This is a genomic window from Streptomyces beijiangensis (assembly GCF_017315755.1).
GTDB lineage: Bacteria > Actinomycetota > Actinomycetes > Streptomycetales > Streptomycetaceae > Streptomyces > Streptomyces beijiangensis.
In genome coordinates this window covers 11,856-32,337 of the sequence record NZ_JAFLRJ010000031.1, presented here as the reverse complement: position 1 = coordinate 32,337, position 20,482 = coordinate 11,856, and the positions used below count along the sequence as shown (strand labels likewise).

The following is a 20,482-nucleotide window of genomic DNA, read 5'->3' as shown; positions in this document are numbered from 1 at the left end:
CCGGCGCGCCGCCCGCCGCCCCGAGGTCCGGAGCAACCCCGTCGTACGAAGGCCCCTGCAGCGCCTGCCCCTTGACGTTCACCCGCAGCGTCAGCGCATGCGCCGTACCGAAGCTCGCGGCGACCTCCGGGCTCAGGGTGACGGCCAGGTAGAACGAACCCGCGGCCCGCATCCCCTCGACCTTGTCGCCGATGCCGAAGCGGTTCTCGTACGCCACCGGGGGCAGCGGGTCCAGCTCGACGGCCTTCTGTTTCCCGTCGTAGGCCGTGCTCACGCTCTCGACTGAGCCACGCAGCGGGTTGTACAGCCGCATCACCAGCGCACCCGGCAGATATGCCCTGCCGGATCCAGTCCCGGACGGCGAACTGCCGAGTTCGGCCCCGGCGTACAGCTGCTGTCCCCACGTCACAGGAACCCGGTAGAAGAGAGTCTGCCCGGGAACGATCCCGCTCCTCCAGACTCCCTTGCGCAGCTCGGGCGCGTCGTTGAAGCCCGTACCCCCGGCACGGTCCGTCCCGTCACCCGTGAGCGGCGCCGGCGAGCCGCTGGGCCAGCTCGTGGGCGCGGTGCTCGGTCCGCCCGTCCGCACAGGAGGCTCCTGCGCCTGGCGCAGCTCCACCGCCCAGTCGCCCTGCCCCGCGATGTCCTTGGTCTTCCGCTCCACGACCGCGTAGTACGCGCCCGCGGCCTGGCAGGAGGCGCCGCCCCTGCCGATCGTCCGGTAGGCGTACGCGGCGATCGGCCGGGCGAACTGCGCCGATTCGAACGTCGTGGAGTTGTCGCTGCAACTGTATCCGTCGCGGTCCTGCACCGTGACCGTGATGCCGTCGCTGTAGTCGACGCGCTCGCCCTTCCCCGGGACGGCGACAGCCGAGACGTACGCGTCGCTCCTGCTGTCCAGGTCCAGCCGGTAGACACGTTTCTCGCCGGGCCCGATCGAGTCCCTGTACGTCCCCCCGGCCGCCAGCGCCGGCGCGTCGCCGGTGCTCGCCGCGCCCCGCACCACACGGCCCGCCGGGTCGAAGGAGTACGGAAGAGGCCCCTCCGCCGCCCACGCCTGCCCCGGCAACGCCACCACCGCGCATATCGCCGCCAGGGCGGCCAGCACCCGCTTCACCGACTACTCCACCTTTGCTTTCGCAAGCAGATGATTTACGTAAGTGAACAGCACAAAGCCCCGGCCGCAGCGCGACCGGGGCGAAGTGATCAGGCGCTGGGTCTCACACACCCGAACCTGCGGGCACGGAGTCAGTCGCCTCCGTCCACAGATCCTGCTCGGCGCGATCCGCCTGGATCTGGCGGTACACGAGGAGCCCGCCGATGGCAGCCAGTGCGACCAGGAGAAGCTTCTTCACCGCGCGACCTCGTCTTTCCTTGGCGTAAGGGAACTCTGCCGCCCGACTATACACACCGACCGATACCGATCGGTGACCTAGATGGGAGTCAACTCCCGCAGCGCAGACACCAGTCAGCGAAAAAGCAATCGGCCCGGACGGAAATCCGTCCGGGCCGATCATCGCGGTGGGGCTAACAGGATTTGAACCTGTGGCCTCATCCTTATCAGGGATGCGCTCTAACCAACTGAGCTATAGCCCCGCGCTGCCCCTGAAGATTAGCGCACTTCAGGGCCAGTCCCAAAATCGATACCCGCAGCTCTACTCGTCCTCGGCGAGGGTGAGCTCGACGCCCCCGACGAACCCGGCCGACAGGTTGTAGATGAAGGCCCCGAGCGTCGCCAGCGCCGTGGCGAGCACCACATCGATCACCGCGATGACCGACGTGAAGAGGAGCACCCGCGGCAGCGACAGGAACGACTGAAGATCGAACCCGCTGCTCTCCGTGGAGCCCGTGGCCTCACTGATGGTGCCGCCCACCGTGGAGAAGACCCCCATGGCGTCCATGACCATCCACAGCACGGCGGCCGCGACCACCGTGCAGATGCCCAGCGCGATGGAGAGCAGGAAGCTCACCTTCATCACCGACCACGGATCGGCCTTGGCCACCCGCAGCCGCGCCTTGCGCGTCCGCGGAGTCGTCCGTGCGCCCGTACGGGGACGGCGCACCGCACCGGTTTGCTGCCCACCGCCGCGCTGCTGTCCTCCGTGCGTGCCCCCGCCGCCCTGAGGCGCCGGATAGGCCTGCGGCGGCTGGTACGGGGGCTGCTGCTGCCCCGCGTAACTCTGCGGTTGGGGCTGCGCCCCCCGGGTGTCCGTCACCGTTCCCCCTTGGGAGTCCGCGGCAGGGCCACGGGCACCATGTGCTCCAGCTCCGGAAGCGGCCGCTCCGGCGCCCGTGGCTCCACTCACGCTCTACTCCTCGTGCTCCCCGGCCAAGGGCTCGGTGCCCTCGGTCACAGCCTCGGCCGCGCTGTCCGTGGCCTCGTCGATCTCGTCCCCTTCGGGACCGTCGACCTCTTCCGCCTCGCGGCCGGCCTCGGCGTTACGAGCGATACCGACGACGGCATCGCGCTTGCCCAGGTTGATCAGTTGGACGCCCATGGTGTCACGGCCCGTCTCCCTGACTTCATTGACTCGCGTACGAATCACACCACCGCCGAGCGTGATGGCGAGGATCTCGTCCGTCTCCTCGACCACCAGCGCGCCGACGAGCGATCCCCTGTCCTCCACAATCTTGGCGGCCTTGATACCGAGGCCACCGCGACCCTGGACGCGGTACTCGTCGACGGGGGTGCGCTTCGCGTACCCGCCGTCGGTGGCGGTGAACACGAACGTACCCGGCCTGACGACATTCATCGAGAGCAGTTCGTCGCCCTCACGGAAACTCATGCCCTTGACGCCCGAGGTAGCCCGCCCCATCGGACGCAGCGCATCGTCCGTCGCGGTGAACCGGATCGACTGTGCCTTCCTGCTGACCAGCAGCAGGTCGTCCTCGGAGGACACCAGCTCGGCACCGATCAGCTCGTCGTCGCTGCCGTCCCCGGTCTCCCGGAGATTGATTGCGATGACACCACCCGAACGGGGAGAGTCGTAGTCCTTCAGGGAGGTCTTCTTCACCAGGCCACCCTTGGTGGCCAGGATCAGGTACGGCGCCGCGTTGTAGTCACGGATCGCCAGGATCTGCGCGATCTGCTCGTCCGGCTGGAAGGCCAGCAGGTTGGCGACGTGCTGGCCGCGAGCGTCACGGCCGGCATCCGGGAGCTCGTACGCCTTCGCCCGGTAGACCCGCCCCTTGTTCGTGAAGAACAGCAGCCAGTGGTGCGTCGTGGAGACGAAGAAGTGGTCGACGATGTCGTCCTGCTTCAGCTTCGCCCCGCGGACGCCCTTGCCGCCGCGCTTCTGCGAGCGGTAGTCCTCGGTCTTGGTGCGCTTGACGTAGCCGCCGTTGGTGATGGTGACGACGATGTCTTCCTCGGCGATGAGGTCCTCGATGGACATGTCACCGTCGAAGGGCACCAGCTTGGAGCGCCGGTCGTCGCCGAACTTGTCGACGATCGCCGCCAGTTCCTCGCTGACGATCTGCCGCTGCCGCTCGGGCGAGGCGAGAATCGCGTTGTACTCGTTGATCTTGGCCTGCAGCTCGTCGTGCTCAGCCGTGATCTTCTGGTGCTCCAGAGCGGCCAGCCGGCGCAGCTGCATCTCCAGGATCGCGTTCGCCTGGATCTCGTCGATCTCCAGCAGGCCCATCAGGCCCTCGCGCGCGATCTCCACGGTGTTGCTGCGCCGGATGAGTGCGATGACCTCGTCGATCGCGTCCAGCGCCTTGAGCAGACCGCGCAGGATGTGGGCGCGCTCCTCCGCCTTGCGCAGGCGGAACCTCGTACGCCGGACGATGACCTCGATCTGGTGCGTCACCCAGTGGCGGATGAACGCGTCGACCGACAGCGTGCGCGGCACCCCGTCGACGAGCGCCAGCATGTTCGCGCCGAAGTTCGTCTGCAGGTCGGTGTGCTTGTACAGGTTGTTCAGTACGACCTTGGCGACCGCGTCGCGCTTCAGCACGACGACCAGCCGCTGGCCGGTGCGCGAGGACGTCTCGTCACGGACGTCCGCGATGCCGCCGACCTTGCCGTCCTTCACCAGGTCGGCGATCTTCTGCGCGAGGTTGTCGGGGTTGGTCTGGTACGGAAGCTCCGTGACCACCAGGCACTGACGGCCCTGGATCTCCTCGACCGCCACGACCGCACGCATCGTGATCGAGCCGCGGCCCGTGCGGTACGCGTCCTCGATGCCCTTGCGGCCCACAACGAGCGCGCCCGTCGGGAAGTCCGGGCCCTTGATGCGTTCGAGCAGCGCGTCCAGGAGCTCCTCGTGCGTGGCCTCCGGGTTCTCCAGGTACCACTGCGCGCCTGCCGCCACCTCGCGGAGGTTGTGCGGCGGGATGTTGGTGGCCATACCGACCGCGATGCCCGCCGAACCGTTGATGAGCAGGTTCGGGAAGCGCGCCGGCAGAACCACCGGCTCCTTGTTGCGGCCGTCGTAGTTGTCCTTGAAATCGACGGTGTCCTCGTCGATGTCCCGGACCATCTCCATGGACAGCGGCATCATCTTGCACTCGGTGTACCGCATGGCGGCGGCCGGGTCGTTGCCCGGGGAACCGAAGTTGCCGTTGGAGTCCACGAGCGGCATGCGCATCGACCAGTGCTGCGCCAGGCGGACCAGGGCGTCGTAGATCGAGGAGTCACCGTGCGGGTGGTACGTACCCATGACGTCACCGACGACGCGGGCGCACTTGTAGAAGCCCTTCTCGGGCCGGTAGCCGCCGTCGTACATCGCGTACAGGACGCGGCGGTGCACGGGCTTCAGCCCGTCCCGTACGTCCGGCAGCGCACGCGACACGATGACGGACATCGCGTAGTCGAGGTACGAACGCTGCATCTCGGTCTCGAGCCCGACCGGCTCGACACGCATGCTCACGCCGGACGCTACGGGCTCATCAGGGATGCCGGCAGGCAGCGCCGGGGAATTCTCGTCGGCCATTGCTGGTCAAAGTCCTTTCAGTGCGGTCAGCGGAGACCGACTCAGATGTCGAGGAACCGGACGTCCTTGGCGTTGCGCTGGATGAACGAGCGCCGTGCCTCGACGTCCTCGCCCATCAGCACCGAGAACAGGTCGTCGGCCCGCGCCGCATCGTCCAGAGTCACCTGGCCGAGCACCCGGTGGTCCTGGTCCATCGTCGTGATGCGCAGTTCCTCGGCGTTCATCTCACCGAGACCCTTGAAGCGCTGGATCGAGTCTTCGCGGATCCGCTTGCCGTTCTGCTTGCCGAGCTCGACGAGAGCGTCGCGCTCCCGGTCGGAGTACGCGTACTCGAAGTCCTCCCGGCCCCACTTGATCTTGTAGAGCGGCGGACGCGAGAGGTACACGTGTCCGGCCTCGACCAGCGGCCGCATGAAGCGGAAGAGGAAGGTCAGCAGCAGGGTGTTGATGTGCTGTCCGTCGACGTCGGCGTCCGCCATCAAGATGATCTTGTGATAGCGGAGCTTCTCGATGTCGAAGTCCTCGTGCACACCGGTGCCGAACGCCGAGATCAGAGCCTGGACCTCGGTGTTCTGGAGGATCTTGTCGATCCGTGCCTTCTCGACGTTCAGGATCTTGCCCCGGATCGGGAGGATCGCCTGGTACATCGGGTTACGGCCGGACTTCGCCGAACCACCGGCGGAGTCACCCTCGACGATGAAGATCTCGCACTTCGTCGGGTCGTTCGACTGGCAGTCGCTCAGCTTGCCGGGGAGCGACGCCGACTCCAGCAGGCCCTTGCGACGGGTGAGGTCGCGCGCCTTGCGGGCGGCCACCCGCGCCGTCTGCGCCTGGATGGCCTTGCGGATGATGTCCGTGGCCTCGTTCGGATTGCGGTCGAACCAGTCCGTGAGGTGCTCGTGCACGACCTTCTGCACGAAGGTCTTGGCCTCCGTGTTGCCCAGCTTGGTCTTGGTCTGACCCTCGAACTGCGGCTCGCCCAGCTTGACGGAGATGATCGCCGTCAGACCCTCGCGAATGTCCTCGCCGGAGAGGTTGTCGTCCTTCTCGCGCAGCAGCTTCTTGTCGCGCGCGTACCGGTTGACCAGGCCCGTCATCGCGGCCCTGAAGCCCTCTTCGTGCGTACCGCCCTCGTGCGTGTGGATCGTGTTCGCGAAGGAGTACACCCCCTCGCTGTACTGCGAGTTCCACTGCATGGCGATCTCGGCCGAGAGCAGACGCTCCTTGTCCTCGGCCTCGATGTCGATCACGGTGGGGTGAATCAGCTCGCCCTTGCGCGAGTTGAGGTACTTCACGAAGTCGACGATGCCGCCCTCGTAGTGGTACGTCACCGTGCGGGCCTGCTCGTCGTCCGTCTCTTCGGGGGTGTCCGCCCCGACGACGGCCTTCGCCGACTCGCGCTCGTCCGTCAGCGTCAGCGTCAGGCCCTTGTTGAGGAAGGCCATCTCCTGGAAGCGCCGCGCCAGCGTCTCGAAGGAGTACTCGGTGGTCTCGAAGATGTCGCCGTCGGCCCAGAACGTGACCGAGGTGCCCGTCTCGTCCGTGGCCTCGTTACGGGCCAGGGGAGCCGTCGGCACGCCCAGCTTGTAGTCCTGGGTCCACCGGTAGCCATCGCATTTGACCTCGACGGAGACCTTCTGCGACAGCGCGTTGACGACGGACACACCCACGCCGTGCAGACCGCCGGAGACGGCGTAACCGCCACCGCCGAACTTGCCGCCCGCGTGCAGGACAGTCATCACGACCTCGACGGCCGGCTTGCCCTCCGAGGGCACGATGCCGACCGGGATACCGCGCCCGTTGTCGATGACACGGACGCCGCCGTCCGGAAGGATCGTGACGTCAATGGTGTCCGCATGCCCTGCCAGGGCTTCGTCGACCGAGTTGTCGACGACTTCCTGCACCAGGTGATGGAGTCCGCGCTCACCGGTCGAGCCGATGTACATGCCGGGCCGCTTGCGAACAGCGTCCAAACCCTCGAGGACGGTGATCGCGCTGGCGTCGTACGAGGCTGTGACCTCGCCGTTCCCGCCGGCAGTGGACGGAAGATTCTCGTTGGGGTTGCCGGAATCGGCCACGAAGCGCCCTTTCTGGCACAGCACAGGCCGATCACCGGGCAAGCGGGGAGCGGCTGCGTCGTTCAGCGTGTTGTCGACGTGTCCCGCAAGCTGACGGGATTGCTGCCCAGTCTACCGGTAGCGCCGACATGAATGGGGGTTTGCCGGTACCTGAGTCCACATGTGCCGCCCTGAACCTCCTCCGCCCGACTCCCCATATCCGGGAAGGGGCTCCAAGAGGCTCACACGGGCTTTCAGCGCTTCGGCCTGTCAAGCACCGGCTACCGTGAGGGACGCCTCACCGCCCACCACCGGTTTCACGCCTTGCTCGCCGGGCAGCGGTACGCGCCGGAAGCCTCACGCTTCACGGCCGCGTCGCATAGATGTTTCACGTGAAACAGGCGCGCATGTTTCACGTGAAACACGGCAGCCTCGTCGCCGGTCAGCCGTACGTATCTCCGGGGCCGGTACTGCCCGGCGCCCTCAGCTTGCCGAACCGCTGCGGCGGCCCTGCCGGGGCGAGCACCTTGATCAACCGCACAGTGCCGTGCCCCAGATCCTCATTCAGCCGGGCAACCAGCTGCGGAGCCAGCAGCCGGAGCTGCGTCGCCCACGCCGTCGAATCACACTGGATCGTCAGCACCCGTTCATCGGGCTGCTCGTCATAGCGCAGCGGGACACAGTGCTTCGCCAGGTCCTCCCCGACAATCTGGGGCCAGCGCCCCATCACCCCGCCCACCGCGGCCGGCGTCTCCCACCCCCGCTCGGTGATCAGCCGGTTGATCGCAGCGCCCAGCGCCAGCGGATCGCGCCCGTCGGCCCGCGCGCCCGAACGCAGCCCACCGCGTTTGGCCTGCTTCTTCTGCTGTGCCGCGGCGCCCCGCGCCTTCGCCTGTTCCTTCGCGGCCCGCAGCGCGACCCGTGCCAGATCGACCCCGGAGGGCTCCGGCACCTTGGGCTGCTCGGGGGGCGGGAGCTGCTGCTCGCTCACAGGCGCTCCACCGCCCCGTCCGTCACGCCGTACCGCGCACCTGCCAGCACCCCGGGCACGTCATCGTCCACGGCCGCCGTCACCAGCACCTGCTCGCCGGGCGCCACGAGCTCCGCCAGACGCTCCCGCCGCCGTACATCCAGCTCGGCGAAGACATCGTCCAGCACCAGCACCGGCTCATTGCCCTCGGCACGCAGCAGGTCGTACGAGGCCAGCCGCAGCGCCAGCGCGTACGACCAGGACTCGCCGTGGCTCGCGTACCCCTTGGCCGGCAGCCGCCCCAGCTTCAGCACCAGATCGTCCCGGTGCGGCCCGACCAGCGTCACGCCCCGCTCGATCTCCTGCTTCCTGGCCTCCACCAGGGCCGCGATCAGGAGCTCGTACAACTCGTCGCGCGTCTGCGCGCCCTCGATCCCCTCGCCCAGCGAACTCCGGTACTCCAGCGCGATCGGCCCACCACCGGGGGCCAGTTGCTCGTACGCCTTGTCCGCGAGCGGCTGCAGCGTCGCGATCAGATCCAGCCGCTGCGCCAGCAGTTCCGCGCCCACCCGGCCAAGATGCTGATCCCAGACATCGAGCGTGGACAGGTCCATCGACCGTCCGCCGTGCCGGCGCGCCATGGCCGCCGACTTCAGCAGGGTGTTCCGCTGCTTCAGCACCCGTTCGTAATCGGACCGCACCCCGGCGATACGGGGCGAGCGGGAAGTGATCAGTTCATCCAGAAACCGGCGCCGCTCACCCGGGTCGCCCTTGATCAGCGCCAGGTCCTCGGGGGCGAACAGCACCGTCCGGAGGATTCCCAGCACATCGCGCGGCTTGACCTGCGAGGACCGGTTGATACGGGCCCGGTTCGCCCGCCCGGGATTGAGTTCGAGCTCGATCAGCTGGGAGCGCTCGCCCTGTGTGACAGCGGCTCTGATGACGGCCCGGTCGGCCCCCATCCGTACAAGCGGAGCATCGGAGGAGACCCGATGGCTCCCGAGCGTCGCCAGATAACCGACCGCCTCGACCAGATTGGTCTTGCCCTGGCCGTTGGCGCCCACGAACGCAGTGACGCCCGGATCGAGAGGGACCTCGACCCGGGCGTACGAGCGGAAGTCGGCCAGCGACAGATGCGTGACGTGCATGAGTGCGGTCCGACCTCCCCTGCTGGCTGACTTACTTCTTGTTCTCTACCGCGTGGCCACCGAACTGGTTGCGCAGCGCCGCGATCATCTTCATCTGGGGGGAGTCGTCCTGGCGGGACGCGAAACGGGCGAAGAGCGACGCCGTGATCGCCGGCAGCGGTACGGAGTTGTCGATCGCGGCCTCAACGGTCCAGCGGCCCTCACCGGAGTCGGCGGCGAACCCGCGGAGCTTGTCCAGGTGCTCGTCGTCGTCCAACGCGTTGACGGCCAGGTCCAGCAGCCACGAGCGGATGACAGTGCCCTCCTGCCAGGAGCGGAAGACCTCACGCACGTCGGTGACGGAGTCGACCTTCTCCAGCAGCTCCCAGCCCTCGGCGTACGCCTGCATCATGGCGTACTCGATGCCGTTGTGAACCATCTTGGCGAAGTGGCCGGCGCCGACCTTGCCCGCGTGTACCGCGCCGAACTCACCCTCGGGCTTGAGGGCGTCGAAGATGGGCTGCACCTTGGCGACGTTCTCGACGTCACCGCCGTACATCAGCGCATAGCCGTTCTCCAGGCCCCAGACACCGCCGGAGACACCGCAGTCGACGAAGCCGATGCCCTTGGCCGCGAGCTCCTCGGCGTGCTTCTCGTCGTCCGTCCAGCGGGAGTTCCCGCCGTCCACGACGATGTCGCCGGGCTCCAGCAGCGCGCCGAGCTCGTCGACGGTGGACTGGGTCGCTCCACCGGCCGGGACCATCACCCAGATGACGCGCGGGCCCTTGAGCTTGCTGACAAGCTCTTCCAGGCTTGTGACATCCGCGAGGTCCGGATTGCGGTCGTAACCGATGACGGTGTGGCCTGCGCGGCGGATGCGCTCACGCATGTTGCCGCCCATCTTGCCGAGGCCGACGAGACCGAGCTCCATCAGAAGATCCTTAGTGACGTGGTGGCATTTCGTACCTGCGTCCGAGCCTACGCCGGGACGCAGGTACACACCTGCGGGGTCAGCCGCTCAGACGTACCGGCATGATCAGGTACTTGTACGCGTCATCCGCCTCGGCATCGATCGCGGGGCGACCGCTGAGAAGCGCCGGCTTCGTGGAGGTCGTGAAGGAGAGCTGGGCGACCGGGGAGTCGATCGCGCTGAGCCCGTCCAGCAGGAACGTCGGGTTGAAGGCGATCGAGATGTCGTCACCCTCCAGCTTGCAGTCGACCCGCTCCACAGCCTGTGCGTCGTCGCTGGAACCGGCTTCGAGGATCAGCACACCCTGCTCGAAGCTGAGCCGCACCGGAGTGTTGCGCTCGGCCACCAGGGACACACGCTTGACGGCCTCGACGAACGGGGCCGTCTCGATGACGGCGATCGAGTTGAACTCCGTCGGGAAGAGCGTCCGGTACTTCGGCAGGTCACCCTCGAGCAGGCGGGTGGTCGTACGGCGTCCCGCACCCTCGAAACCGATCAGACCTTCACCTGCACCGGAACCCGACAGCGCAATGGTGACCGTGTCGCCGCTGGTCAGCGACTTCGCGGTGTCCAGGAGCGTCTTGGCGGGCACCAGGGCGACCGCGGAGGCCTCCGGGTTCTCCGGCTTCCACAGGAACTCGCGGACCGCGAAGCGGTAGCGGTCGGTGGACGCCAGCGTGACCGTGTCGCCCTCGATCTCGATACGCACACCGGTCAGAACGGGCAGCGTGTCGTCACGGCCCGCGGCGATGGCCACCTGAGCGGCGGCAGAAGCGAAGACCTCACCGGGAACGGTGCCCGTCGCGGTCGGCATCTGCGGCAGCGCCGGGTACTCCTCCACAGGCAGGGTGTGAAGTGTGAATCGCGAGGATCCGCAGGCCACGGTCGCTCGTACACCGTCTGTGGAAATTTCCACCGGCCGGTTGGGAAGGGCGCGGCAGATGTCTGCGAGCAACCGCCCGGAGACCAGGACCGTGCCCTCCTCCTCGATCTCGGCATCGACCGATACCCGCGCCGAAACCTCGTAGTCGAAGCCGGAGAGGCTGAGAGCGCCCTCCTCCGCCTTCAGCAGGAGTCCTGCGAGCACAGGCACCGGAGGCCGGGCCGGGAGGCTGCGGGCCGTCCAGGCCACTGCCTCGGCGAGTACATCGCGCTCCACCCGGATCTTCACCGGAACCGCCTCCTGCTGTTGCTGGCTCGCCCTGCTGGCCTCGTCGTCGGCTTGTTGCCGGGGGCCAGTCTGTCAGCCGCCACCGTCACTCGGTGCGGGTCGGGGTCAAGTCGCGACGAGCCGCCTCTGGGGCGCCGGTGCCAAGTTGTGCACAGGCCCCACTTCGAACCGGAATCTCAGCTAACTCTAGTTGGTAGTAGTAGTAGGTCCTGTGGAAACGGTGGAAAACCCAGTTTTCGCAGGTCAACACCGGTTTTTTGTCCACCGCGCCTGTGGGTGGAGCCGGTGGAAAACCCCGCTCTTCTGTGGACGGCGAAAAGTTCTGCACACCCGGTGCACAGGAGAGGGGTACTTCTCCCCAGGGCTGTCCCCAGCTTTACCCACGTTCCCCACAGCCCAACCGACCCCCTTGGTGTGACGGCTTTCACTCGACCCAGTGACCTCGGGCGTTTCGTTGCCGAACAGTGGACAAGGGTGTGGAGAAGTTGGGGACAAGGCGGCCACGGCTGTGGGCCGTCGGTGGACAACTCGTCCCGGCCCCTGTGGATGAAAATTCTGTCCACAGCCTGTGGGTAGAGGTTTGCCACAAATCCACAGCCCTCTGACCTGGGGTGATGAAGTCTCAGCAACCGCCCCTGTGGACATAATCTGGACAACTCGGTAGTCCCCAGGGTGTGGACGGCCCCAAGTGCCAAGATCTGTGGAGAACACTCTCCCGCAGCCATGTATTCGAACAGCGGTGGGGTCCGGAATGCCGAAGGGCGCCCGGGGAGTTCGTCCCCGGACGCCCTTCTGAAGCTCTGCAGACCGCTGAAAGCGGCTGTCTCAGCCGTTCTTGATGCGGTTGGTGAGCTCGGTGACCTGGTTGTAGATGGACCGCCGCTCGGCCATCAACGCCCGGATCTTCCGGTCCGCGTGCATCACGGTCGTATGGTCGCGGCCGCCGAACTGCGCCCCGATCTTGGGCAGTGAGAGATCGGTCAGCTCACGGCAGAGGTACATCGCGATCTGGCGCGCCGTCACCAGCACGCGGCTGCGCGAGGATCCGCAGAGATCCTCCACCGTCAGCCCGAAGTAGTCGGCGGTGGCGGCCATGATGGCGCTCGCGGTGATCTCGGGCGCCGAGTCCTCGCCGCCAGGAAGCAGGTCCTTCAATACGATCTCGGTGAGACCGAGGTCCACCGGCTGCCGGTTGAGCGACGCGAACGCCGTCACCCGGATCAGCGCCCCCTCCAGCTCGCGGATGTTGCGCGAGATACGGGAGGCGATGAACTCCAGCACCTCGGGCGGGGCGTTGAGCTGCTCCTGCACTGCCTTCTTACGGAGGATCGCGATCCGCGTCTCCAGCTCCGGAGGTTGTACGTCGGTGGTCAGACCCCACTCGAAGCGGTTACGAAGCCGGTCCTCCAGGGTCACCAGCTGCTTGGGCGGCCGGTCGGAGGAGAGCACGATCTGCTTGTTGGCGTTGTGGAGCGTATTGAAGGTGTGGAAGAACTCCTCCTGCGTCGACTCCTTGCTCGCGAGGAACTGGATGTCGTCGACGAGCAGGATGTCCACATCGCGATAGCGCTTGCGGAACGTGTCGCCCTTGCTGTCGCGGATGGAGTTGATGAACTCGTTGGTGAACTCCTCCGAGCTCACGTACCGCACCCGGGTCCCCGGGTAGAGGCTGCGCGCGTAGTGCCCGATGGCGTGCAGCAGGTGGGTCTTGCCGAGCCCGGACTCCCCGTAGATGAAGAGCGGGTTGTACGCCTTCGCCGGCGCCTCGGCGACAGCCACCGCGGCCGCGTGTGCGAAGCGGTTGGACGCGCCGATGACGAAGGTGTCGAAGAGGTACTTCGGGTTGAGGCGGGCGTGGGGCTCGCCGGGGCCGGCCGCGGGCGCGGGCTGCGCGGCCAGCGGACCGGGCCTGCCGCCGCCGGAGGGCATCGGCGAGCCGGGTCCACCGCCGTGCCGATGGTCCTGCTGGTTCTGGGAGTCGCGGTGGTTTCCGGGACCGCGGTGCTCGGGGCGCTGCTGGTCGTACTGCTGGCGCTCGGGCTGCTGCTGCCGGTAGTCGTGCTGGGGCTGCTGCGGCTGCTGCATCCGGGGAGGCGCGTACGGCTCCCGCCACTGCTCCGTGGAGGGGTCGCGCTCCTGGAACCCGCCGAGGCGCTGCTGCTGCCAGGAGAGGTCCTCCTGGGTGCGCGGCCAGGAGCCGGGGTCGGGGCGCTGCTGCTGGTAGTCCGGGTAGGCGGGACGCGCGGTCGGCATTCCGTCGTCCGCGGGCCGGCGGCCGTAGTCCTCGTAGGTGTCGATATGGCGCGGCTCGTCGTGCTGCGGGGGCGCCGGGTAGTGCGGCTGCTGTTGTACGGGTGGGCCCGCCGAGGGTGCGGGATCGCCGATCGTGTCGTCGACGGTGATCGCGATCCGGGTCGGGCGGCCGCACTCGAGAGTCAGCATCTCGTTGATGAGCGGGGCGAGCCGGCCTTCGAGCACCTGCTTGCCGTACTCGTTGGGAACGGCGAGGAGGGCGGTGTTGTTGATCAGAACGAGCGGCTGGCACCGCTCGATCCACTGCTTGTCCTTGGGCGCGATGTTTTGCTGGCCCTCGGCGAGGAGATGCTCGAGCACGCGTGGCCACACTGCGGCAAGATCGGCAGGCACGTCAGCCACAGGGCACGCTCTCTCGAAGGTCCCACGAATGTGTGGTTCTCGGGACGGGGTGTGAAGGCAGGCAAGTTCAGCCACGGTAGTCGCGGCGGCTGACGACGTTCAAGTTGTTGTCCACAGGCTGGGGACAGCGGGCCCTGTCGAGGGCCTGGTTTGACCGGATGGCGTAGCCGCGCGTACCGTGACCAGGTCGAGTTGTCGATGGCTGCTGCCGCCTGCCTCCGATGGGCAAAGATCGCGATCTTGTTGATCGTGTAGCGGTGCACACGGGCGTAACGCGAGTTCCTCGTGGGCGCACGGTGACAGCCAGGCGACGTCCCGCCATCACCGAATCATTTCTGGAGCCCCCGAGTGAGCAAGCGCACCTTCCAGCCGAACAACCGCCGTCGCGCCAAGACCCATGGCTTCCGCCTGCGGATGCGTACCCGCGCCGGCCGCGCCATCCTGGCAAACCGCCGCGGCAAGGGCCGCAGCAGCCTGTCCGCCTGATCTCGTACAGGTCATGACGTGCTGCCTACCGAGAATCGGCTGAGGCGGCGCGAGGACTTCGCGACCGCGGTACGACAGGGTCGTCGGGCAGGCCGCCCGCTTCTCGTCGTCCATTTGCGTAGCGGTTCAACGGACCCGCATGTGCCCGGGGAGGTCACTCCCCCGACACGTGCGGGTTTCGTCGTAAGCAAAGCAGTGGGCGGAGCCGTCGTCCGCAACGCGGTGAAGCGGAAGCTTCGCCATCTGATGCGTGACCGGTTGTCCCAGCTGCCCCCCGGTAGCCTGGTGGTCGTACGGGCGCTGCCCGGAGCGGGTGACGCCGACCATGCACAGCTGGCCCGAGACCTGGATGCCGCCTTTCAGCGGTTGCTGGGAGGGGGCGCGCGATGAAGTACCCGCTGCTGACTCTTATCAAGCTGTACCAGTGGACGATCAGCCCTCTTCTGGGGCCCGTCTGCAGGTACTACCCGTCGTGTTCCCACTACGGATATACGGCTATCGACCGGCACGGCGCGGTGAAGGGCACGGCGCTGACCGCCTGGCGCATCCTGCGTTGCAATCCGTGGTCGCCGGGCGGGGTGGACCATGTCCCACCCCGCAGACGCCCGCGTTGGCACGAAGCGCTGCGCAACGCGTGGCGGAAAAGCAAGGGCGGGCACTCCGGTCAGGAGACCGGCCCGGCCGCAGAGACCTCGCCCAATGCTCAAGGAGCCTGATTAGTGGACACGATTGCCGGCTGGTTCAGCTTTATCACCTGGCCTGTTTCCTGGGTCATCGTCCAGTTCCATACGTTCTACGGCTGGATCTTCGGGCCTGACACCGGGTGGGCCTGGGGCCTGTCCATCGTGTCACTGGTGGTCCTGATCCGGATCTGCCTGATCCCGCTGTTCGTGAAGCAGATCAAGTCGACCCGTGGCATGCAGGCGCTCCAGCCGAAGATGAAGGTGATCCAGGAGCGCTACAAGAACGACAAGCAGCGTCAGTCCGAAGAGATGATGAAGCTGTACAAGGAGACGGGCACCAACCCGCTCTCCTCGTGCCTTCCCATCCTGGCGCAGTCGCCGTTCTTCTTCGCCCTGTACCACGTGCTCTCGGCCATCGCCTCGAACAAGACGATCGGCGTCATCAACCAGCCGCTGCTGGAGAGCGCCCAGAAGGCCCACATCTTCGGTGCCCCGCTGGCGTCGAAGTTCATGGACAGCGCGGCTGACGTCGCCAAGCTGGGTGCCTCGCTGACCGATGTGCGCATCGTCACCGCGGTCATGATCGTGATGATGTCGGGGTCGCAGTTCTACACGCAGCGCCAGCTGATGACGAAGAACGTCGACATGACGGTCAAGACGCCGTTCATGCAGCAGCAGAAGATGCTGATGTACGTCTTCCCGCTCATGTTCGCCGTCATGGGTATCAACTTCCCGGTCGGTGTCCTCGTCTACTGGCTGACCACCAACGTGTGGACCATGGGCCAGCAGATGTTCGTGATCCACCGCAACCCGACCCCGGGCAGCTCGGCGCAGTCCGGCCTGCTGGAGCGGATGCAGAAGCACCTCGTCACGCACAGCAAGACGCGTACGCGCCACGAGCGGACCATCGTCAAGGGCATCGCTGCCAAGGAGACGAAGGACCGCAACGACGCCGAGCGCAAGTTCATCACGACGCTGAACAAGGCAGGGCTGGTCGCCCTGGCGGACGGCACCGTGGAGAAGAGCGAGGCCGCTGTGGCCGCGGAGGCAGACGGCGGCACCTTCGCCGATGCCGCTCCCAAGCGTCAGCAGCCCAAGCGTCAGTCCAAGTCTCAGCGTCAGACGGGTGTAGCCCAGCCGGGTGCCGCCAAGACGCCCGATGAGGACCTCGACGAGTCCGAGTCCGAGTCCGACTCCGCGGAGAAGACCTCGCTGGAGAAGCCGGAGAAGAAGGACGAGCCGCAGGACGCCAAGCCCCCGCAGCGGTCCAAGGCCTCCGGTAACTCACGCCAAGCCAAGGCCGGGCAGCGCAAGGGCCAGCAGCGGCCCAAGCACCCGTCCAAGAAGTAAGAAGGAGCCCCTCCCGTGACGGAAGGCACCACTACCTCCGCCCCCGCCGAAGGCGTCGACACGCTGTCCCGCCTGGAGCAGGAAGGCGAGATCGCGGCCGACTACCTCGAGGGTCTCCTCGACATCGCCGACCTCGACGGTGACATCGACATGGATGTCGAGGCCGATCGGGCTGCGGTATCGATCATCAGTGAAGCGGGCAGCCGCGATCTGCAGAAGCTCGTGGGCCGTGACGGCGAGGTACTGGAGGCTCTTCAGGAGCTCACCCGGCTCGCTGTGCACCGGGAGACCGGGGACCGCAGCCGGCTGATGCTGGACATCGCGGGCTTCCGGGCCAAGAAGCGTGAGGAACTTGCCGAGCTGGGGGCCAAGGCCGCCGACGAGGTGAAGAGCTCGGGCGAGCCGATGAAGCTCGATCCGATGACGCCCTTCGAGCGCAAGGTCGTGCATGACGCGATCGCCGCCGCCGGACTGCGCAGCGAGTCCGAGGGCGAGGAGCCGCAGCGCTTCGTCGTCGTCCTGCCGGCCTGACCGGTTTAGTTGTTCTGTCGGCCCCGTCTGTTCGCAGACGGGGCCGAACTTTGTCAGCCTGATAGTCAGCCACCCCAGTGCGGTCGTGCAGTACGGAAGGACGGTCTCCCGTGACGGAGGAAGCAGAGCTCCCCCAGGCGCCGGAAGAAGCGCATACGGTCTTTGGCGAGTTCTATCCAGAGGCTGTCCGGTACGCGGAGCTGCTGGCCGACGCGGGGGTGAAGCGCGGCCTGATCGGCCCGCGTGAGGTGCCCCGCCTGTGGGAGCGGCATCTGCTGAACTGCGCGGTGCTCTCGGAGGTCGTACCCGAGGGCGTCACGGTCTGCGATGTCGGCTCAGGGGCGGGTCTGCCCGGTATCCCGCTGGCGCTGGTCCGCCGGGATCTGAAGATCACGCTGCTGGAGCCGTTGCTGAGGCGCACCAACTTCCTTCAGGAAGTGGTCGAGTTGCTGGGGCTTGATCACGTGACGGTGGTCCGCGGCCGGGCCGAGGAAGTTCTCGGCACGCTGCAGCCGGTGCATGTGGTGACGGCGCGAGCTGTGGCTCCGCTGGACCGGCTGGCCGGCTGGGGAGTGCCGCTGCTGCGCCCCTACGGGGAGATGCTGGCGCTCAAGGGCGACACGGCGGAAGAAGAGATCCAGGGTGCCCGGGCCGCGCTGAGCAAGCTGGGCGTGGTGGAGACCGAGGTGCTGCAGGTCGGCGAGGGACTGGTCGATCCCCTGTCCACTGTGGTCAGGGTCGTGGTCGGGGAGAGCCCTGGCGGGGTGCGTTTCGCGGCGAAGCGGGCCAAGGCGGCCCGGGTGAGCCGCTCACGTCGGCGCCGTTGATCGGCGGGTTCCTCGATCGCCGTCTACCGGCGATGCTCCATACAAGCTTCCAAACGTACGCATTCCGGAGTGTCGAAGCAGCCTGAGGTGACAGCGCGGGCATCGTGTTTCACGTGAAACGTCGCTCTCTGCTGCATGGGATCATCAGTCGCGGTCGTGCGGCGTCCTCGCCGCGTGACAAGAAGCCCTTCGGGGCCATGGAGTTGTCCACAAAGGTGGATTCATCCACAGAAGAACATGCCTCGCTGGTTCACAACCCCGAAAGCATGACAGGCTCTGTGCATTGCGAGCCTGAAGTCGAGGAGAGTGAATCCTTGCGGTCCGACGCCAACATCGCGGGACCGATGACCGATCCGGTCCCCGGTCCCCGTACCGAGTCGGCGGGGGAGGATGTTTCACGTGAAACACCGCCCCCGATGGACGACACCCCCATTGGTCGTGCTGCCCAACTGGCAGTGGAAGCTCTTGGCCGTGCCGGCGAAGGTCTGCCACGGCCGGAGCAGACACGTGTGATGGTGGTTGCCAATCAGAAGGGCGGGGTCGGGAAGACCACTTCGACGGTCAACCTTGCCGCGTCGCTCGCGCTGCACGGCGCGCGTGTTCTGGTGATTGACCTTGATCCACAGGGCAACGCTTCCACAGCGCTGGGGATCGACCACCATTCGGAGGTCCCCTCGATCTACGACGTGCTGGTGGAGAGCAGACCGCTCTCCGAGGTCGTGCAGCCGGTACCTGACATCGAAGGTCTCTTCTGTGCGCCGGCCACCATCGACCTGGCCGGTGCCGAGATCGAACTGGTCTCGCTGGTGGCCCGAGAGAGCCGCCTGCAGCGCGCGATCCAGGCGTACGAGCAGCCGCTGGACTACATCCTCATCGACTGCCCGCCCTCGCTGGGGCTGCTGACGGTCAATGCGATGGTCGCCGGTGCCGAGGTGCTGATCCCCATCCAGTGCGAGTACTACGCGCTGGAAGGGCTGGGACAGCTGCTGCGGAACGTCGATCTTGTGCGGGGACACCTCAATCCCGATCTGCATGTGTCGACGATCCTGCTCACCATGTACGACGGCAGGACCCGCCTCGCTTCCCAGGTGGCGGACGAAGTGCGCAGCCACTTCAGCCGCGAGGTGCTCCGGACGAGCATTCCGCGCTCTGTGCGTATCTCGGAGGCCCCCAGCTACGGGCAGACGGTGCTCACCTACGATCCGGGATCCAGCGGCTCCCTGTCGTATCTTGAAGCGGCCCGTGAGATCGCGCTGCGGGGAGTCGGAGTGCGCTACGACCCCCAGCACGCGCACACGGGCAGTCAGAACAGCCAGCAGAGCATGTCGGAGGGGACCCAGTGAGCGAGCGACGTAGAGGGCTGGGGCGGGGGCTCGGTGCGCTGATCCCTGCAGCTCCCCAGGAGAAGTCAGGGCTGACCACCGGCGGCGGGTCGGTCTCCCCAGGAGCTGTTCCGGTACTGACTGCAGAGCGTGGTGTGGCGGCCGCGAAGGTCACCAAACTGCCCGCGAGCGCTGTTTCACGTGAAACAACAGTCCCGGCGCCGGCGCAGGAATCGACACCGGAGGCTGCTGCGGAAACGCCGCAGTCGGTCGGGGCGTACTTCGCTGAACTGCCACTGGACTCGATCACCCCCAACCCGAAGCAGCCGCGCGAGGTATTCGACGAGGATGCTCTCGCCGAACTGGTCACCTCCATCAAGGAGGTGGGGCTCCTCCAGCCCGTCATCGTGCGGCAGGTGGGGAACGAGCGCTTCGAGCTCATCATGGGTGAGAGGCGTTGGCGTGCTTGCCGGGAGGCGGGCCTGGAGCGGATTCCGGCGATCGTCCGGGCAACCGATGACGAGAAGCTCCTGCTGGACGCGCTGCTGGAGAACCTGCACCGTGCTCAGCTGAACCCTCTGGAAGAGGCCGCGGCCTACGACCAGTTGCTGAAGGACTTCAACTGCACGCATGACCAGCTGGCGGACCGGATCGGCCGCTCGCGGCCGCAGGTCTCCAACACGCTGCGCCTGTTGAGGCTCTCTGCCCCGGTCCAGCGAAGGGTCGCAGCGGGGGTGCTCTCGGCCGGGCACGCGCGAGCTCTGCTCTCGGTGGACGATTCCGAAGAGCAGGACAGGCTGGCGCATCGCATCGTGGCCGAGGGGCTTTCGGTTCGTGCGGTCGAGGAGATCGTGACTCTGATGGGGTCGCGCCCGCAGAGTTCGACCAAGGCGAAGGGGCCGCGTGCGGGTACGCGCCTTTCGCCCGCGCTCTCGGATCTTGCCTCGCGTCTCTCGGATCGTTTTGAGACGAGGGTGAAGGTCGACCTGGGGCAGAAGAAGGGGAAGATCGTCGTCGAGTTCGCTTCGATGGAAGATCTGGACCGGATCCTTGGCTCACTGGCTCCTGGCGAGGGCCGGGTGCTGAACAACGCACCGGCTGAAGAGGCCGCCGAGGACGACGAGGGCTGAGCCCACGAATCACTGCAGGGGCGGGTTGCTTCCGGGTACGTACCGGACACGACCCGCCCTTTGCTTTCTCACGGTATGCGTGGGATCGCAGGGTCGATACGATGCCCAGGTATGGCGCATCCACCTTGATCCACCTCGGAGGGAGGGCGGGGCCATGCGACCGGTGAGCCGCACTCGTCTGGTGACCGCAGGCCTGGGGATTGGGGCAGTCGGCGGATTCGTCGGCAGCCTGCTCAGGGAGCGGACCGTGCTCACAGCCGCCCGTG

The 20,482-nt window shown here is 66.9% G+C and carries 18 protein-coding genes and 1 tRNA gene; 8 read left to right on the top strand and 11 right to left on the bottom strand.

Translation table 11 applies throughout. The annotated features are described in order from the left end of the window. The 11 genes from J0695_RS03930 to dnaA form a co-directional block, all read right to left on the bottom strand. On the bottom strand, positions 1 to 1,117 hold a 1,117-nt coding region (locus J0695_RS03930; protein ID WP_206960201.1), incomplete at its 3' end, for a hypothetical protein. Between the two features lie 103 nt (positions 1,118 to 1,220). Next, a complete protein-coding gene (locus J0695_RS43650; RefSeq protein ID WP_003958712.1) occupies positions 1,221 to 1,355 on the bottom strand; it encodes a DLW-39 family protein in 135 nt (44 codons plus the stop codon). 167 nt (positions 1,356 to 1,522) lie between these two features. Next, positions 1,523 to 1,596: transfer RNA gene (locus J0695_RS03920), tRNA-Ile, on the bottom strand. Positions 1,597 to 1,655: 59 nt separating this feature from the next. Further along, on the bottom strand, positions 1,656 to 2,216 hold the full coding sequence (locus J0695_RS03915; RefSeq protein WP_307798401.1) for a DUF3566 domain-containing protein: 561 nt from the start codon (positions 2,214 to 2,216) through the stop codon (positions 1,656 to 1,658). Between the two features lie 93 nt (positions 2,217 to 2,309). Next, entirely contained in the window at positions 2,310 to 4,937 is a 2,628-nt protein-coding gene (gene gyrA, locus J0695_RS03910; protein WP_206960197.1) for a DNA gyrase subunit A, read from the bottom strand. Between the two features lie 41 nt (positions 4,938 to 4,978). Further along, the gene (gene gyrB / locus J0695_RS03905; RefSeq protein ID WP_206960195.1) at positions 4,979 to 7,039 is read right to left on the bottom strand and encodes a DNA topoisomerase (ATP-hydrolyzing) subunit B; all 2,061 of its coding nucleotides are present in this window, start codon (positions 7,037 to 7,039) and stop codon (positions 4,979 to 4,981) included. Positions 7,040 to 7,436: 397 nt separating this feature from the next. Further along, complete coding sequence (locus tag J0695_RS03900; RefSeq protein WP_206960193.1) at positions 7,437 to 7,985, bottom strand: DciA family protein; 549 nt, start codon at positions 7,983 to 7,985, stop codon at positions 7,437 to 7,439. Further along, on the bottom strand, positions 7,982 to 9,112 hold the full coding sequence (recF, locus tag J0695_RS03895) for a DNA replication/repair protein RecF (protein WP_206960192.1): 1,131 nt from the start codon (positions 9,110 to 9,112) through the stop codon (positions 7,982 to 7,984). Before recF ends, J0695_RS03900 begins: the two co-directional genes overlap by 4 nt. 31 nt (positions 9,113 to 9,143) lie before the next feature. Then, the gene (gene gnd / locus J0695_RS03890) at positions 9,144 to 10,022 is read right to left on the bottom strand and encodes a phosphogluconate dehydrogenase (NAD(+)-dependent, decarboxylating) (RefSeq protein WP_206960191.1); all 879 of its coding nucleotides are present in this window, start codon (positions 10,020 to 10,022) and stop codon (positions 9,144 to 9,146) included. Positions 10,023 to 10,101: 79 nt separating this feature from the next. Next, positions 10,102 to 11,232 (bottom strand): DNA polymerase III subunit beta, encoded by a 1,131-nt coding sequence (dnaN, locus tag J0695_RS03885; RefSeq protein ID WP_206960190.1) that lies wholly within the window; start codon positions 11,230 to 11,232, stop codon positions 10,102 to 10,104. Positions 11,233 to 12,057: 825 nt separating this feature from the next. After that, a complete protein-coding gene (dnaA, locus tag J0695_RS03880) occupies positions 12,058 to 13,887 on the bottom strand; it encodes a chromosomal replication initiator protein DnaA (protein ID WP_206960189.1) in 1,830 nt (609 codons plus the stop codon). A 348-nt stretch (positions 13,888 to 14,235) separates the two neighbouring features. On the opposite strand from dnaA, the gene rpmH reads away from it, so the two are divergent. The 8 genes from rpmH to J0695_RS03840 all read left to right on the top strand — a co-directional run bounded on the left by rpmH (position 14,236) and on the right by J0695_RS03840 (position 20,216). Continuing rightward, positions 14,236 to 14,373 carry a 50S ribosomal protein L34 gene (gene rpmH, locus J0695_RS03875; RefSeq protein ID WP_003967884.1) on the top strand — a complete coding sequence of 46 codons (138 nt, stop codon included), beginning with the start codon at positions 14,236 to 14,238 and terminating at the stop codon, positions 14,371 to 14,373. Positions 14,374 to 14,391: 18 nt separating this feature from the next. Next, positions 14,392 to 14,763, top strand: coding sequence for a ribonuclease P protein component (gene rnpA, locus J0695_RS03870; protein ID WP_206960188.1), 372 nt, complete (start codon positions 14,392 to 14,394; stop codon positions 14,761 to 14,763). Beyond that, positions 14,760 to 15,089 (top strand): membrane protein insertion efficiency factor YidD, encoded by a 330-nt coding sequence (gene yidD, locus J0695_RS03865; protein WP_206960187.1) that lies wholly within the window; start codon positions 14,760 to 14,762, stop codon positions 15,087 to 15,089. The genes rnpA and yidD overlap by 4 nt, the downstream gene beginning before the upstream one ends. 3 nt (positions 15,090 to 15,092) lie before the next feature. Then, entirely contained in the window at positions 15,093 to 16,406 is a 1,314-nt protein-coding gene (gene yidC, locus J0695_RS03860; RefSeq protein ID WP_206960185.1) for a membrane protein insertase YidC, read from the top strand. Positions 16,407 to 16,421: 15 nt separating this feature from the next. Beyond that, positions 16,422 to 16,937 (top strand): Jag family protein, encoded by a 516-nt coding sequence (locus J0695_RS03855; protein WP_206960184.1) that lies wholly within the window; start codon positions 16,422 to 16,424, stop codon positions 16,935 to 16,937. 110 nt (positions 16,938 to 17,047) lie between these two features. Continuing rightward, a complete protein-coding gene (gene rsmG, locus J0695_RS03850) occupies positions 17,048 to 17,764 on the top strand; it encodes a 16S rRNA (guanine(527)-N(7))-methyltransferase RsmG (RefSeq protein ID WP_206960182.1) in 717 nt (238 codons plus the stop codon). A 266-nt stretch (positions 17,765 to 18,030) separates the two neighbouring features. Next, positions 18,031 to 19,107 carry a ParA family protein gene (locus tag J0695_RS03845; protein WP_206960203.1) on the top strand — a complete coding sequence of 359 codons (1,077 nt, stop codon included), beginning with the start codon at positions 18,031 to 18,033 and terminating at the stop codon, positions 19,105 to 19,107. Beyond that, entirely contained in the window at positions 19,104 to 20,216 is a 1,113-nt protein-coding gene (locus J0695_RS03840; RefSeq protein WP_206960180.1) for a ParB/RepB/Spo0J family partition protein, read from the top strand. The genes J0695_RS03845 and J0695_RS03840 overlap by 4 nt, the downstream gene beginning before the upstream one ends. The last annotated feature ends 266 nt before the right edge of the window (positions 20,217 to 20,482 follow it).

Excerpts from the sequence above, each read along its gene's own strand:
- J0695_RS03845 (WP_206960203.1), top strand. The coding sequence starts at position 18,031 with ATGACAGGCTCTGTGCATTGCGAGCCTGAAGTCGAGGAGAGTGAATCC.
- yidD (WP_206960187.1), top strand. The coding sequence starts at position 14,760 with ATGAAGTACCCGCTGCTGACTCTTATCAAGCTGTACCAGTGGACGATC.
- gyrA (WP_206960197.1), bottom strand. The coding sequence starts at position 4,937 with ATGGCCGACGAGAATTCCCCGGCGCTGCCTGCCGGCATCCCTGATGAG.
- gnd (WP_206960191.1), bottom strand. The coding sequence starts at position 10,022 with ATGGAGCTCGGTCTCGTCGGCCTCGGCAAGATGGGCGGCAACATGCGT.
- recF (WP_206960192.1), bottom strand. The coding sequence starts at position 9,112 with ATGCACGTCACGCATCTGTCGCTGGCCGACTTCCGCTCGTACGCCCGG.